Origin of the sequence: Embleya hyalina (assembly GCF_003967355.1) — a bacterium.
Lineage (GTDB): Bacteria > Actinomycetota > Actinomycetes > Streptomycetales > Streptomycetaceae > Embleya > Embleya hyalina.
The window spans coordinates 953,171-967,860 of the sequence record NZ_BIFH01000013.1; the positions used below are offsets into that span (position 1 = coordinate 953,171).

At 72.8% G+C, this 14,690-nt stretch carries 12 protein-coding genes; 9 read left to right on the forward strand and 3 right to left on the reverse strand.

The window, feature by feature from the left end:
• Positions 1–271: 271 nt before the first annotated feature.
• The gene (locus EMA17_RS04125; RefSeq protein ID WP_126635573.1) at positions 272–1,714 is read right to left on the reverse strand and encodes an MATE family efflux transporter; all 1,443 of its coding nucleotides are present in this window, start codon (positions 1,712–1,714) and stop codon (positions 272–274) included.
• Positions 1,715–1,899: 185 nt separating this feature from the next.
• Here EMA17_RS04125 and EMA17_RS04130 point away from each other — a divergent pair, with 185 nt between their 5' ends.
• The 4 genes from EMA17_RS04130 to EMA17_RS04145 are packed head-to-tail and all read left to right on the forward strand — an operon-like array spanning position 1,900 to position 6,980.
• Entirely contained in the window at positions 1,900–3,444 is a 1,545-nt protein-coding gene (locus tag EMA17_RS04130; protein WP_126635454.1) for an ABC transporter substrate-binding protein, read from the forward strand.
• Positions 3,432–4,475 (forward strand): ABC transporter permease, encoded by a 1,044-nt coding sequence (locus tag EMA17_RS04135; RefSeq protein WP_126635455.1) that lies wholly within the window; start codon positions 3,432–3,434, stop codon positions 4,473–4,475. Before EMA17_RS04130 ends, EMA17_RS04135 begins: the two co-directional genes overlap by 13 nt.
• The gene (locus tag EMA17_RS04140; RefSeq protein WP_126635456.1) at positions 4,472–5,305 is read left to right on the forward strand and encodes an ABC transporter permease; all 834 of its coding nucleotides are present in this window, start codon (positions 4,472–4,474) and stop codon (positions 5,303–5,305) included. The genes EMA17_RS04135 and EMA17_RS04140 overlap by 4 nt, the downstream gene beginning before the upstream one ends.
• 7 nt (positions 5,306–5,312) lie before the next feature.
• Positions 5,313–6,980 (forward strand): ABC transporter ATP-binding protein, encoded by a 1,668-nt coding sequence (locus EMA17_RS04145; RefSeq protein WP_174861297.1) that lies wholly within the window; start codon positions 5,313–5,315, stop codon positions 6,978–6,980.
• 100 nt (positions 6,981–7,080) lie between these two features.
• On the opposite strand, the gene EMA17_RS04150 is transcribed toward EMA17_RS04145, so the two are convergent.
• Positions 7,081–7,800, reverse strand: a complete 720-nt coding sequence (locus EMA17_RS04150; protein ID WP_126635457.1) for a response regulator transcription factor — start codon at positions 7,798–7,800, stop codon at positions 7,081–7,083.
• 406 nt (positions 7,801–8,206) lie between these two features.
• On the opposite strand from EMA17_RS04150, the gene EMA17_RS04155 reads away from it, so the two are divergent.
• Together EMA17_RS04155 and EMA17_RS04160 are read left to right on the forward strand one after the other, a co-directional pair.
• The gene (locus EMA17_RS04155; protein ID WP_126635458.1) at positions 8,207–8,815 is read left to right on the forward strand and encodes a phosphatase PAP2 family protein; all 609 of its coding nucleotides are present in this window, start codon (positions 8,207–8,209) and stop codon (positions 8,813–8,815) included.
• Between the two features lie 125 nt (positions 8,816–8,940).
• The gene (locus EMA17_RS04160; protein ID WP_126635459.1) at positions 8,941–10,374 is read left to right on the forward strand and encodes a sensor histidine kinase; all 1,434 of its coding nucleotides are present in this window, start codon (positions 8,941–8,943) and stop codon (positions 10,372–10,374) included.
• Between the two features lie 245 nt (positions 10,375–10,619).
• Here the strand turns inward: EMA17_RS04160 and EMA17_RS04165 are convergent, their stop codons facing one another.
• A complete protein-coding gene (locus tag EMA17_RS04165; RefSeq protein ID WP_126635460.1) occupies positions 10,620–11,180 on the reverse strand; it encodes a TetR/AcrR family transcriptional regulator in 561 nt (186 codons plus the stop codon).
• A 114-nt stretch (positions 11,181–11,294) separates the two neighbouring features.
• On the opposite strand from EMA17_RS04165, the gene EMA17_RS04170 reads away from it, so the two are divergent.
• From EMA17_RS04170 to EMA17_RS04180, 3 genes are all read left to right on the forward strand, one after another.
• On the forward strand, positions 11,295–12,203 hold the full coding sequence (locus EMA17_RS04170) for an NmrA family NAD(P)-binding protein (protein WP_126635461.1): 909 nt from the start codon (positions 11,295–11,297) through the stop codon (positions 12,201–12,203).
• A gap of 268 nt (positions 12,204–12,471) precedes the next feature.
• A complete protein-coding gene (locus tag EMA17_RS04175; RefSeq protein WP_126635462.1) occupies positions 12,472–12,888 on the forward strand; it encodes a hypothetical protein in 417 nt (138 codons plus the stop codon).
• Positions 12,885–14,162 carry an outer membrane protein assembly factor BamB family protein gene (locus tag EMA17_RS04180; protein ID WP_126635463.1) on the forward strand — a complete coding sequence of 426 codons (1,278 nt, stop codon included), beginning with the start codon at positions 12,885–12,887 and terminating at the stop codon, positions 14,160–14,162. The genes EMA17_RS04175 and EMA17_RS04180 overlap by 4 nt, the downstream gene beginning before the upstream one ends.
• The last annotated feature ends 528 nt before the right edge of the window (positions 14,163–14,690 follow it).

Consider the following 14,690-nt stretch of genomic DNA (forward strand, 5'->3'; position numbering starts at 1 on the left):
CGAACGAAGGATCACGCATCCGTGATCGTCGACATCGGTCGTTCACGCACCCCGACGCAATGCCCGGCGCCCCCTCGACACCGTGCGACGCGTCGGCCTCGAGGGACTGTCGTGGGTGGCGCTGTGGATCGAGTAGATAATCGTCGCGACCCAACGTCCCGAGGAATCCCCGAAAGATGCGGTTCGCCGCGTCGAAGTTCCGGCAACACGTCAACCAAAGCGGCCGGCGACGCCGACTTGCGACTGCTATGCGTACACCCCGCCCGGACGATTACGCTGCGGCTACGGCCGCCCCACCGGTCCGGCGGTCGAGAGCGGCGGTGAAGGCACGCAGGAGCAGCGCGGCTGTGGCGGCCAGCCCGGTGAGCAGGCCGAGCCACAGGCCGAGGGTGTCGGCACCGAACCCGAACGCGAACAGGCACGACGCGGGCAGGCCGATCGCCCAGTAGCCGACGAGCGTGACGCGGAAGCCCGTCCTGGTGTCGTCGAGGCCGCGCAGGAGCCCGACGCCGATGTTCTGGGCGCAGTCGAAGAACTGCAGGGCTGCGGCGACGATCAGCAGTCGGGTGGCGATCGTCAGGGCGTCCTCGGAGCCGGAGTCCAGGAACGGGGCGAGGACCAGGTGTGGCACCGCCAGGTACACGACACCGACTGCGGCCATGACGCAGGCCGCGCATCCGAGCGCGGTGCGCATCAGGCGGCGGGCTCGGGCGTGGTCGCCGAGCGCGAGTTCGCGGCTGACGTTGATCGACGCGGCGTGGGAGAGCCCGACGGCGACCTGGAAAACGATGTACACCAGTTGGTTGACCGCGGTGTGGGCGGCGAGGGCGGCCGGCCCGAACGATCCGGCCATCAGGGCGGTGACGAAGAAGAACCCGGCCTCGGAGCCGTATGTCGCGGCGATCGGCACGCCCAGTGCGACCAGGCGGCGCACGGTGGCGCGGTCGGCCTTGGTGGGGTTCAGGGCCAGCAGCGGGGCGAGTTCGCGGTCGCGGCGGGCGACGGCGTACAGCGCGATGAACGTCAGCAGATAGACCCCCGACGTCGCGGCGCCGATCCCGACCAGCCCGGCCTCCGGCAGGATCCATGTGCCGTGGACGAGGGTCCAGTTCAGTCCCGCGTTGACGGCGACGGAGGCGACCGTGATGTGCAGGAGCGCCTGGGGACGACGCATGCCGACCGTGAACTGGCGCACGACCTGGAACCACAGGCACGGCAGCAGGCCGGGGGCGAGGGCGGCGAGCATGTGCTGAGCGCGGTGGGCGACCTCGTGGTCCTGGCCGAGCAGGGGGAGCGCCTGGCCGACCGCGAGCAGGAGCACCGCGCCCACCAGGCCGGCGCCGGTGGCCACGGCCATCGCGGCGCGGACGACGCCGCGCACCTCCTCCCGCGCGGCGCCCGCGGCTCCGGATTCGATGCCCCCGGTGTCCGCGGTTCCCGGCGCGGTCGTCGCCGCCTCGTCGGCGGCGCGTTCGGCCCGTGCGGCGGCTGCGGCGACCTGGTTGCCGACGGCGGTCACCAGGCCCACGCCCATGGTGCGCACCTGGTTGAACACGACGATCGCCAGTCCGCCCGCGGCGAGTTCCTCGGTGCCGAGCAGGCCCATCATCACGGTGTCGGTCGTGGTCAGCGCGACCTGGGCGAGCTGGGTGAGGATCAGCGGGACGGCGAGCACCGCCAGGGCGCGGCCGTCGCGTAGGAAGGTCGTGGACATCGTGCGCAGCGGCTCCTCGGGATCGGGCAGGGCACCGTAGCAGCCGGGTTCCACACTGTCCGGACAGGGTCGGGCGAGGACCGGGAGCACGATGCGCCACCGTCGGCGATCTTGCGCAATCGGCCCCCATTAGGGTAGGCAAACCTAATCAAATTGTGGCTGTGGTTCGAGAACGAGGACGCACCGTGTACGTGAACAGGCGCCAACTGCTGATAGCCGGCGGAGGGATCGGGGCCGCCACCCTCGTCGGATGCTCGTCCCAGGGCGGCGACGCCCCCGCACCGCAGACCACGGGCGGTGCCCCGAAGAAGGGCGGCACGCTCCGCGTCGGCGCGCTGGGCCGCGCCGGGGCGATCACCCGCGACCCGCACGGCACGCAGAGCAACGAGAGCGACTATCTGGTCCTGTCGCTCGTGTTCGACACGCTGACGGTGCCCGCCGGCAAGCCCAACACCGCGCCCCGCTTGGCCGCGTCGTGGGAATCCGCTCCCGACCTGAAGACCTGGCGCTTCAAGATCGCCCCCGGCGCCCTCTTCCACGACGGCAGCCCGGTCACCGCGGCCGACGTCGTCTGGTCCCTGCGCCGCCTGCGCAACACCAAGTCGGGTGCCTCGCGCCTGCCCGGCATCCAGGCGGACAACATCACCGCCGACGGTGACGCCACCGTGGTCCTGGTGTCCGACTACCCCAACGCCGAACTGCCGCTGCTGACCCGGCTGAGCAGCTTCGTCCTCAAGAAGGACACCCCGGACGGAGCGCTGGACAAGGCGCCCGGCACCGGTCCCTTCAAACTCGACTGGTACCGCAACGGCAACGCCCGCCTGGTCCGCAACGAGAAGTGGTACGGCGGTGAAGTCCTCCTCGACGCCGTCGAGATCACCATGTTCGAGACCGCGCAGGCGATGTCCAACGCGATCCTCGCCGGTCAGATCGACCTGGCCTCCAACGTCGGCCCGGTGGCCGCGCGCATCGCCGAGACCCGCAAGGACCTGCGGGTCGTGCGCCGCCCGAACGACATGGCCATGCCGATCGTCATGCGCGCCAAGGACGGTCCGTTCGCGGATCCGCGCGTGCGCGAGGCCCTGCGCCTGGTCGTCGACCGCGACGCCATGGTCAAGCAGGTCCTGTCCGGCTACGGCACCGTCGCCAACGACATCATGGGCACCGGCGACCCGCACTACGCCCGCGACATACCCCAGCGCACCCGCAACCTGGCCCGCGCCGGGCAACTCCTCGCCGAGGCGAACTTCGACCTCGGCAGGACGTACGACCTGATCACCACCGAGGACATCGCCGGACTCGCCGAATCCGCCACGCTGTTCGCCAACCACGCCCGCGAAGCCGGCATCAGGATCAACGTCGTCAAGCAGGAGTCCGGAAAGTTCTGGGACGAAACCTGGCAGAAGGGCACCCTCTACACGACGTATTGGGGCACCAACGACTCGGTGCTCTTCCTCGGCTCCAAGCTCATGGTCGGCGACGCCGGCCAGAACGAGGCCCAGTTCGCCGACCCGGCGTTCGACGACGCCTACCGTCGAGCGGTCGGGGCCGCCGACGAGGCCGGCCGCGCCGCCGCCCTCGTCGACGTGCAGAAGATCCAGCACGAGCGCTCCGGCTACCTGCTGTGGGGCATGGCCGACGGCATCGACGTCGCCACCGCCAAGGTCCAAGGTCTGCCCACCCTGGCCGGATACGGCCGCGTGCAACTCCAGAGCACGTGGCTGCGCTGACCTCGGGCGCACCGGCGGCCGGGTCCACCGACCCGGCCCCCGCGGGCCCGCCCGCCCCACCTCGCGTCGGCGCCGACCGGGCGCGCCGGGCGGGGCGGGTCGCGCTGCGCGTGGGCGCCGTCCTGCTGCGCCGCGCCCTGGTGTTGGCCGCGCTGTTGGCGGTCGTGTTCGCCGCCGTCGAGATCCTCCCCGGCGACGCGGCCACAGCCTCCGCGGAACGTGGCGACAGCGCCGCCGCGATCGCGGCCCGGCGTGAACACCTCGGCCTGGACCGGCCGTTGTGGGAGCGCTTCACGGACTGGATGACCGCACTGCCCACCGGCGACCTGGGCACGTCCGCGCGCGGCGAGAAGGTCGCCGACCTGCTGCGCGATCCGTTCCCCAACACCCTGGCCCTGGCGGGCGCGGCGTTCGCCCTCACGATCGCCGCTTCCCTGGCGCTCGGCTGCCTGGCGGCCGCGCGCCCCGGCCGGCGCACCGACCGCGTGATCGGCCACACCGCCACGACCGCGTTCGCCATCCCCGACTTCGTCCTGGCCACCGGCCTGGTCCTGGTCCTGTCCCTGTGGACGGGTTGGCTACCCGCGGTCACCGTCGCCGACGCGTCCGGCAAACCCGCCGAATGGACCATGATGATCATGCCGGTGCTCGCCCTCGCCGTCCCACAGACCGGCTGGAACACCCGCATCGTGCGCGGTGCCCTCGCGGACCAGGCCGGCGCGCCCCATGTCGAAGCCGCCCGCCTGGACGGCCTGTCCACCACCCGCGTCCTGCTGCGCCACGCGCTGCCCGGCGCGCTCCCCGTCATCGCCACCGGCATCGCCACCTCGACCGGCATGCTCCTCGGCGGCGCCGTCGTGGTGGAGACCCTTTTCAACTACCCGGGCATCGGTACCGTCCTGGCCGGCGCGGTCGCCGGTCGCGACACCACCCTGATCGCCGGATCCGTCGCCCTCGCGGGCGCCGCGATCACCCTCGTCCTCCTCGCCGCCGACCTCGTCCGCGCCAAAACCGCGGGAGCCGGCCGATGAGCACCCCCGCCACCTCGACCGACACCGCCGCCGCTCGGCGCCGGTACGCGCGCCGCGCGCTGCCCCTCCTGCCGGCCGCCCTGTTCCTCGGCGCGGCTCTCGCCGGACCCCGGCTCGCACCGCACACCATCGACGCCCCGGTGACCGCCACCTACGCCACAGCCGGCGACGGCGCCCTCCTCGGCGGCGACCAGCTCGGCCGCGACGTGTGGTCCCGACTCCTGCACGGCGGAGGCGAGTTGATCGGCTGCGCCTTCCTCATCGGCGCCGCCGTCACCGCGACCGCGGCCCTGCTCGGCTGCCTCGCGGTGCTGCGCCCACGCGCGGGCCGCGTCCTCGAACGCACCGCCGACGTCGCCATCCTCCTGCCGTCCGTGTTGGGCATCATGCTCGTCGCCCTGGCCTGGCCGGACGGCGGACGCTGGGCAGTGATCACCGCCGCCATCGTCCTGGGCATCCCGTTCGCCGTGCGCGTGGTCGCCGCGGCAGCCGCGCCGCTCGCCGCCGCCGGATACGTCGAAGCCGCCCTGATGCGCGGCGAGTCCAGCCTCTCCATCACCGTGCGCGAACTCCTGCCCAACCTCCGAGGCACCGTGACGGCCCTGTTCGGACTGCGCTTCGTCGAAGCCGTCTACATCATCTCCACGGCCGCGTTCCTCCAGATCGGCCCACAGCCACCCGAAGCCGACTGGGCACTGATGATCCGCGAGAACGCCCCCGGCATCCTCCTCAACCCGTGGGCCGTCCTGGCCCCCAGTGCCGCCGTCGCCCTCCTCGCGATCACCGTCAACCTCGCCACCTCGGCACCGGCCCCCGCACCCAGGCGGTGAGTTCGACATGAACCCGCGAACCCCCACCCGTACCGGACCCGGATCCGGATCCGGACCCGACGACGGCACACGCCACGACACGCGTTCGGACACCGCCGACCGTGCCGCCGATACGGTCGCCGCCACCATCGCCGGATTCGGTATCCGCCTCCCCGGCGGCCCCTACCTGCTGCACCCGGCCGACGCAACCGTGCACGCGGGCCGCGTCACCGCGCTCACCGGCGCGTCCGGCTCCGGAAAGACCACACTCCTCAAAGCCCTGCTCGGCCACCTGCCGCCCGGCGCCACCACCGACGGCACCGCACGTGTCCTCGGCCACGACGTGCTGCGCCTGGACCGCGCCACACTGAACCGGCTGCGCCGCACCGAACTCGCCTACGTCGGCCAGGACCCCGGCTCCGCGCTCAACCCCCGCATGAGCGTGCGCCGCATCGTCGCCGAGACCGCTCACGACCGAACCCGGTCGGCCGTCGAAGCCCTCCTCGCCGAATGCCGCCTGCCCCTCGACGGCGGGTTGCCCGACCGCCGCCCCGGCGCCCTGTCCGGCGGCCAGCAGCGCCGTGTCGCCCTCGCCCGCGCACTGGCCCGCAACCCCCGCCTCCTGCTGCTCGACGAACCCACCGCCGGACTCGACCCCGCACTGCGCGACGAGATCGCCCAACTCCTGCGCCACCTCGCCGACACCCGCGGACTTGCCGTGCTGATGGCCTGCCACGACCCGGAACTGGTCGGGGCGTGCGCCGACGACACCATTGCCCTCACCACTCCCGGCACCCTGGGTACGGCCGGTACGGCAGCGCAGCCGCCCCCCGACCCGAAGCGGGTGCGGACGCGGATACCGGCGGAGGGGATCACACCCGGCGAGCGCACCACCCCCCGGATCGACCCCGTTCACGTGCGCCCGCCCACCGAGTCGATCGCCCCGGCGGTGCCCGCGCAGCACGGACTCGCCGCTCACCAGGTCACCGTCGCCTTCGGTACCGGTCGCGGTCGCCGCCTGGCGCTGGACGGCCTGGACCTCACGCTGCCGGCAGGCGGCGCGGTGTCGATCGTCGGCCCGTCCGGTTCCGGGAAGACCACGCTGCTGCGCGTGCTCGCCGGACTCGCCCTGCCCGCCTCCGGCACCCTCACGCTGGACGGCGCGCCCCTGAGCCCGGCGATCCGCCGCCGCGGACGCGACCGGCAGCGCCGCATCCAACTCATCCCGCAGAACCCGCTCGCCACCCTCAACCCGAGCCGTACCGTCGGGGCGGCCCTCACCCGCCCACTGACACTGCACACCCGACTCACCCGCGGCCCGCGCGCCGAACGTGTCGTCGAACTGCTCGAACTGGTCGGTCTGCCCGCCGCCTTCGCCGATCGCTACCCCGTCGAGCTGTCCGGAGGCCAACGCCAGCGCGTCGCCATCGCGCGGGCCTTGGCCGTGGACCCCGACTACCTGCTGTGCGACGAAATCACCAGCGCCCTCGACCCCGACACCGCCACCGCGATCATGGACCTCCTGAGCGCCGTGTGCGCCGAACGCGGCACAGCCGTCGCCGTGGTCACCCACGACCACCACCTGGCCGCCGACTACACGCAGACCGTGCACGTCCTCACCGACGGCCGCCTCATCGCTCGTGGCGACGCCGCGACCCTCCTGACCCACGACACGGGGGTGGTCCGGAAGCCCTGACCGGTCGGGCGGTTCGGTGCATGGTCGCGTGTCACACGCCGAGCGGTCACGCGCCCCCCGTGACCGGGCCGCCGGCGATGGTCGACTCTTTGACGGTGACTCAGTCGGAAACCACCAGCCGGTATCCGACGCCGCGCACGGTCTCGATCACGGGCACACGTACGGCCGTGCCCGACGGCCCGGCCGTACTCGTGTCCGTGTCGCGACCCTCGCGGCCGATCTTGCGCCTGAGGTAGCCGACGTACACCTCGACCACGTTCGCGGGCCCCTCGTAGTGCGCGTCCCACACGTTCGCCAGGATCTCGGTCTTCGACACCGCGTCGCCCGCACGGCGCATCAGGAACTCCAGCAGCGCGAACTCCCTCGGGGTGAGCTGTACTTCCACACCGTCGACGGCGACCCGGCGGCGCGCGGGGTCCAGGGTGAGAGCGCCCACCTCCAGTACCGCGGGCCGTACCGGCGCTCCCCGGCGCACCAGCGCGCGCAGGCGCGCCACGAGGACCACGAAGCTGAACGGCTTGGTGAGGTAGTCGTCCGCCCCCAGGTCGAACGCGTCCGCCTGGTCGTATTCGCCGTCCTTCGCGGTCAGCATCAACACCGGAGTCCACACGCCCGCCTCGCGCAGCCGCTCGCACACCCGGTAGCCGCTCAGGCCCGGCAGCATGATGTCGAGCACGATCACGTCGTAGGTGTTCTCGGTCGCGGCCCACAGGCCGTCCGGGCCGGTATGGACCACCTCGACGTTGAAGCCCGCGTCCACCAGCCCCTGTCGCACGGTCTCCGCCAACCGCACCTCGTCCTCCACCAGCAGCACCCGCACCCGACACCTCCACCGCCGCGCACCGGCCGCCGAAACCGCCGACCGTGCCGCCAGCACACCATCCCGAACCCAAGAAGACGCTGAGACACGGCAACGCGAGTGGCCGCTCCTCCGCGCGGGACGCGCCACCGCGTACGACTCGGTCGCCGTCCTCAGCGGATTCTCAGGACCCTCCCGGCACGCTCGGGGTGGACAAGGCGGAGCGATGTGCTCCGGGGCGTCCGGACCGGCGCCGGACCGCGGGGAACTCGGCGGGCGCGGTACGGACGCGAGACCACTGGACGGGAGAGGAGGTGCGTGTCGTGTCGTTCGCCGCCGCCGACCCGGCCGTGAAGGTCCCCGACGCGCGCTCGTTGCCGGCATCGCTCGGCGCACCGGGCATCGCCGTGGCAACGGAGGCCGGGGCATGAGCGCCCTCGCGCTCTCGGGCGCGTCCGTCGACGGACCGCTGTACCGGCACGTGACCGACCTCGCCCGCGAGTCGCCCGTGTTCCTCGATCGGGTGGTGACCGACTGGTCGACGTACGGTCTGGCGCTGTTCGCGATGCTGATGCCGATCGTGTGGTGGACGGCCCGCGGCCGCGACGCCGCGGTGATGGCCCGCGCGCTGGCCGCGCCCGCGATCGTGGCCCTGGCGTATCTGCTGGACACCGGGCTCAAATCGATGTTCGCGGAACGCCGCCCGTGCCGGACGATGACCGGAACCTTCACCCTCGAGGCGTGCCCGGGCCCGCACGACTGGTCGTTCCCGAGCAACCACGCCGTCGTGGCTGCCGCCGCCGCCACGGCGCTGTGGCTGGTGGACCGGCGGATCGGTGCGCTCGCCGCCGTTGCCGCGCTCGCGATGGCGGCCTCACGCGTGTGGGTGGGCGTGCACTACCCGCACGACGTGGCCGCCGGCCTGCTGATCGGAGTCCTGGTGGCCTGGCCCCTGAGTCGGGCGGCCGGTCGTGCCGCGCCGTACGTCGACCGGCTCCGGCACTCACGATGGCGGGCGTGCGTGGCGACCCGATGAAGGACCCGGCCCCCGGCGTCCGGCCGCCCGGGCGCACGTGGCGTCGCCTCCCCGAGCCGGCGACACGCGGACCGAGGAAGCGCGAGGCACCCGAGACCGGGCGACGGCTCACTACAGTGACCGACATGTGGGCCCGGCTCGGCGCGTGGTACCGACGGCACGCCGGGGTGCGCGCGCGGTCCGCGCTGGCGGCCGCGGCGGTCGTCGCGGTCGTGGTCGCCGTCGCCGCGGCCGCGTTCCTGTTCCTCTACCACCGCTCCCTGCTCGACTCCCTCGACGGCGACGCCCGTCGCCGCGCCGACGCGGTCGCCGCCGAGTTGACCCGTACCGACCCGACACGCCAGGCGTCCGGGGCGATCCCACCGGAGCGCGGAGACCTGACACCCGTCCAGATCCTCGGCCCGGACGGCGCGGTGGTCGCGTCCTCGCCCTCGGTGCGCGGCCTGCCACCGCTGACACCGCTGCGCCCGCAACCGGGTCGGACGGAGCGTGAGGACCGCCGCCTCGTTCCCGGCCAGAGCGACACCTACCGCGTCGCCGCGCTGGGCGTGGCACGCGCCGACGGCACCTACACCGTCCTGGTCGGCGAGTCCCGCGGGGCCGTCGACGACAGCGTCGAGGACGCCGGCGCGCTCCTGCTGCTCGGCTGCCCCTTCCTGATCGCGGTGGTGGCGGCGGCCACGTACCTGTTCGTCGGACGATCCCTCGCACCTGTGGAGGCCATGCGCCGCAAGGTGTCCGTGGTCACCGCCGACCGGCTCGGCGAACGTGTGCCGGTCCCCGAGGCCCGCGACGAGGTCGCCCGCCTCGCCGAGACCATGAACGCGATGCTCGACCGCCTGCAGACCCAGGTCGACGCCCGGCGCCGCTTCGTCGCCGACGCCGGCCACGAACTGCGCAGCCCCGTCACCACGCTCCGCGGCGGCCTCGACGTCCTCGCGGCGCGGTCGCTCGCCGCCCGTGACGCCGACCTGGTCGACCTGCTCACCGCCGAGGTCGGCCGCCTCGACCATCTCGTCGACGGGCTGCTGTGGCTGGCCCGCGCCGACGAACACGGCCTGCACGTGCGCCACACCGACGTCGACCTGGACGACCTCGTCGACGCCGAACGCCGCCGCCTGGCCGCCCGCCACCCCGGACTGCGGATCACCGCCGACCCGAACCCGACCCGGGTGCACGGCGACGCCGGGCAACTCGCCCGGATCCTGCGCAACCTCGCCGACAACGCCGCGACCCACGCGTCGTCCGCCGTACGCCTGACGGTCGCGCCGTCGGCCGACGGACACACGGCCGTGCTCGGGGTGGCCGACGACGGCCCCGGGGTCCCCCTCGCCGAACGCGACCACATCTTCGAGCGGTTCGTCCGCCTCGATCCGAGCCGCGACCGCGACTCCGGCGGCGTGGGACTGGGTCTCGCCATCGTGCGTCAACTCGTGGCCGCCCACCACGGGAGCGTGGTCGTCGACGAAGCACCGGGCGGAGGAGCGCTGTTCCGAGTCGTCCTGCCGACGAAGCCGAACCGGCCCCCGAACCCGGCACACGACAACACCGACGGCTGACCCCCGAACGCCCGCCGCCGGCCCCGGACACCCCGGCAAGTCGGCGGGCCGGTTGTGGCGGCGCCACGTCGCTCACCGACCCGTGTCCCGGCGCTGTGCCGCACTCGCGGTCCGGGGTTTCCAGGCAGCCCCGATCACTGAACCTCGCCGGGCCCACGTCTTGCCCGGCTGTCGGGGAGCGTTCGGCGCCTGGTCGGACCGGCTTGGCTTCGTGCGGCAGGGAATCCACGCCCGGCCCGGCCCGTTCACGACTGCGGACTGATCCCTCGTACCGTCAGGGTGAGCAGCCGGTTCGCCTCGGCGGCGGGGTTCGGATGATGCTCCGTGGCGAGTGCGAGTCCCGTGACGAGTGTGATCAGGTCGGCGGTGGTCACCTCGGGTGCCACCGCGCCGGCCCGTACGGCACGCCGCAGCAGGGGGTCGACCGCTCCGCCGAGCCGCAGCGAGCACGCGTCGGCGTGGTCCGCGTCGTCCCCTCCGTCCTGGAGCAGCGCATCGGCCATGCCGCGCGCGGAGGTTGCGTACGCGGTGAGCGCGCTCAGCCAGTCCAGCAGTGCCGCCCTGGGATCGTCCGCCTCGGCGAGATCCACGGCACGGGCGCGCAGGTCGTCGATCCGTTTGCCGAACACGGCCGACAGCAGAGCCCGCCGGCTGGGGAAGTGCCGGCGCACGGTGGCGGATCCGACCCCGGCGGTGCGGGCGATCTGCTCCAGGGAGGCGTTGGCGCCGTGCGCGGCGACCTCCTTCTCCGCAACGGCGAGGATCAGTGCGTGGTTGCGCCGCGCATCCGCGCGCTGGACCGTCATGGCGTCGTCTCCGACCTTGCTAAGTGGCGGGGTCCTCCGTATCGTACTCGGAGGTAAACGGCGGGGCCCGCCGTTTACTGTGCCGTCCACCTCCGGGTCGTCCGAGGAGCAGCAATGACCACAGAGTCCGCCCCCGTTCTGGTCATCGGCGCCACCGGTCGGCAGGGGGGTGCCACCGCTCGGGCGCTGCTCGCGGCGGGTATCCCCGTCCGGGCGCTGGTCCGTGACCCCGCGACCGCGGCGGCGAAAGCCGTCGCGCAACTCGGCGCCGATCCGGTCACCGGCGACCTGGACGACCGCGACTCCGTGAGCCGGGCCGCCGTGGGAGCGCGCGCCGTCTTCTCCGTCCAGATGCCCGACATGGACGGCCGAGGGTTCGACGGCGAGGTCGCGCAAGCCGTCAATCTCATCGCGGGCGCGCGGGCCGCGGGTGTCTCGCAGTTCGTGCACACCTCTGTCTCCGGCGCGGGGCAGCACGTGAGCTGGGTCAAGGACCGGTGGGCCTGGCTGGAGCCCTACTACACCGCCAAGGCCGGGATCCAGGACCGGGTCCGTGAGGCGGGCTTCACGCACTGGACGCTGATCAAACCGGGCTTCTTCATGGAGAACTTCCGCCCCTCCGCGCACATCATGTTCCCCCGCGGCCTCCGGGGCGGTCTGGTGAGCCTGCTGAAGCCCGCGACCCGGCTGTCCCTGATCGCCGTCGACGACATCGGCACGGCAGCCGCCGCGGCCATCGCCGCGCCGGAGCGATTCGACCGAGTCGAGCTCGAACTGGCGGGCGACTTCCTGGCGATGACGGACATCGCCGCGATCCTCTCCCGCGCCCTGGGTACCGAGCTGACCGCGCCCGACATGACCGAAGCGGAGGCGACGGCCGCCGGGATGCCCGACATGGGCTTCGCGCAGGCCCACATCAACGAACACCCTCAACCGGCCCGCCCCGAGTTCGCACGGGATCTCGGTCTGCCGCTCACCGGCTTCGAGGCATGGGCGCGAAACCACCTCGGAAGCACCACGTGACGTGCACCCCACGGTTGTTCCGTCCGCCCCGCCCCGCGGGTCGGGGCGGGCGACGGTGACGGGTTCGTCGATGGTGCGAGCCCCGAGGTCGGCCTCGGTACCGCTATTCGACGGCGCTCGACCGCCTTCCGCCGGGTTGCGGTGCGAGCCGACCCGAGTCTCGTAGAGTCGTTCTGCGGTTGTTCGGACAGTCTGTGTGGTTTTCTGGGAGCGTCATGAAGGGCGCGGCCCGTCCGGCGGGGCGCGGGGACGAAGGCCTGGGGGAGGCATGGATCCGATCGTGGTCGCGGCCGGCAGCGCCGTGGTGAGTGCGATGGCAACGGAGGCGTGGGGGCGGGCGAGGTCGGCGGTGACTGGGGCGTGGCGTCGGGTGCGCCCGGATCAGGCCGATGCCGTGGGCACCGATCTCGCGCGGGTGCGCGACCAGGTGCTGGAGGCGCGGCGCGGCGGTGACGAGGACACCGAGCAGGCCCTGATCGGGAACTGGCGGCTGCGACTGCAGGAACTGGTGCGGGAGAACCCGGCGTTCCACGACGAGCTGCGGCGGCTGGTGCAGGACGAGCTGCTCCCGGTGCTGCCGGCCGGCGAGCGGTCTCGGGTCGGGGCGATCTTCATGAGCGCGAAGGCCGAGGGTCACGGCCGGGTGTACCAGGCCGGGCGGGACCAGCACATCACCGAGTCATGACCCCCGAGCCGCACGATCCCTCCGGCGCGCGGATACGCGGCCGGGCGCGCGACGACGGGCAGGTGCACCAGGCCGGGCGGGACATCTACATCACGCAGCACCGGGACGGCATCTCACGCGTGCGACCGGTAACGGCCCTGGCCGGCGTCGCCACCGTGGTCGTCGTGGTGTTGATCGTGCTCGCCTCGGTGAACCACTGGTGGCCCGACGACGCGAGTCCGAAGCCTTCCTCCGGCGCCGGCCCGGTCTCGCCGGCGATCGGGGTCACGCCCGGATCATCCCCATCCACGGCAGCCCTGGTACCCACGGCGACGTTACGCCCCTGGCGGTTCGCTACCGGGAGCACGATCTCCTCGTCGCCGACGGCGACGGACGCGGTGGTGTACGCGGGTACCGCCGACGGCACGGTGTACGCGTTGGACGCTGCCGCCGGCACCAGGAAATGGACCCACCCGACCGGCAGCACGGTCACTTCGTCGCCGACGGTCGTGGACGGGGTGGTGTACGTGGGTGTCGCCGACGGCACGGTGTACGCGCTGGACGCCGCCACCGGTACGAAGAAGTGGACGTACCCGACGGGAAGTTCGGTCACCTCCCCTGCGGTCGTGGACGCGGTGGCATACGTAGGTACCGCCGACGGCACGGTGTACGCGTTGGACGCCGTCACCGGCACCAGGAAGTGGACCCACCCGACCAGCAGCACGGTCACTTCGTCGCCGACGGTCGCGGACGGGGTGGTGTACGTGGGCGTCGCCGACGGCACGGTGTACGCGCTGGACGCCGCCGGCGGTACGAAGAAGTGGATGTACCCGACGGGAAGCGCGGCCTCGTCCCCCGCCGTGGCCGACGCGGTGGCGTACGTGGGCGTCAACGGCGGCACGGTGTACGCCTTGGACGCCGCCACCGGCTCGAAGAGGTGGGCCTACGCGACTGGCAGCACGGTCACTTCGTCGCCGACGGTGGCGGACGCGGCGGTGTACGTCGGTACTACGGACGGCACGGTGCACGTTGTCGACGCCACCGAAGGCACCAGAAAGTGGACCTACCCGACCGGCAGCACGGCTACATCGCCCGTGGTGACCGACGCGAAGGTGTACGTCGGCACCATCGACGGCACGGTGTACGCGCTGGACGCCGCGACGGGCGCCAAACGGTGGACGTACCCGACCGGTAGCGCATCCTCGTCATTCGCCACGGCGAACGGGATGCTCTACGTCGGCACCCACGATGGGACGCTCTACGCGCTGGACGCCGCCACCGGCATCGGGCCGTGACCACAACCGCGATCCGAACGGTCGTGCTGCCGGCGGCGATTCATCACCACGCGCATCACACCGCACCAGAGCATTGATCAGGGCACGTCGGTCGCGCTGTACGAGGTTGGTGGAAGCCAACGCGGGTCGGACTCGCAACAGGCCGAGGTGGCGCGTCGGTGTCGGTGTGGCATCGCGCGTGGGTGGACGGCGGGGCGGACGCATTGCGCTCCGCCGGCCCGCCGGGTGCTCACCGGCGCGTGTCGGACGAGCGGTTCGGAGTACGGTGTGGCCCCGGGTGAAACCATCGCGAGGCGGACCGGTGCGGTGATCGTCTTCGCGGACGAGACCGCGCTGTCGCTGCCGCCTCCGGTCCGCGCGACGTGGTCACCGCGGGGCCGCACCCCTACGCCTCGGGTGCGGATGGGCACTTCGTGTACCAGGAGAAGCCCCCGCGCACATCATCGAGCGCGTCACCCCCCACGGTCCGCGTCCACGCCGTCCCGGCCGGGATGGGCCGTCGCCGCGGCGACGTCAACCGCGACCCCT